A 245-nucleotide genomic window follows, 5' to 3' on the forward strand; every position below is an offset into this window, starting at 1 on the left:
CCTTTTTCGACGCTTTTTATTACCTGTTTGTGCAATTCGTTGCGCAGATCTTCGCGCGCCTGGGGGCCGAGATCCATGCCTTCCTGCAATGGATCACCCATATTCTTGGTGGCCATCTTTGCGACGAAGCGCCGCTCGAATTCTTTGCGCACGGGTTCGACCACTATGAACCGCTTTGCTGCGATGCAACTCTGTCCGCCATTGATCAGCCGCGATGCAACGCACGTGTCGACCGCGAGATCGAG

The 245-nt window shown here is 55.5% G+C and carries 1 protein-coding gene; it reads right to left on the reverse strand.

The window, feature by feature from the left end; all coding sequences use genetic code 11:
* Positions 1-209 (reverse strand): aldehyde dehydrogenase family protein (locus KVT28_RS28535; RefSeq protein ID WP_368734946.1); only part of this gene is annotated, 209 nt, incomplete at its 3' end.
* Positions 210-245: the final 36 nt, after the last annotated feature.

The organism is Pantoea sp. GbtcB22 (genome assembly GCF_019091025.1).
Lineage (GTDB): Bacteria > Pseudomonadota > Gammaproteobacteria > Enterobacterales > Enterobacteriaceae > Pantoea > Pantoea leporis.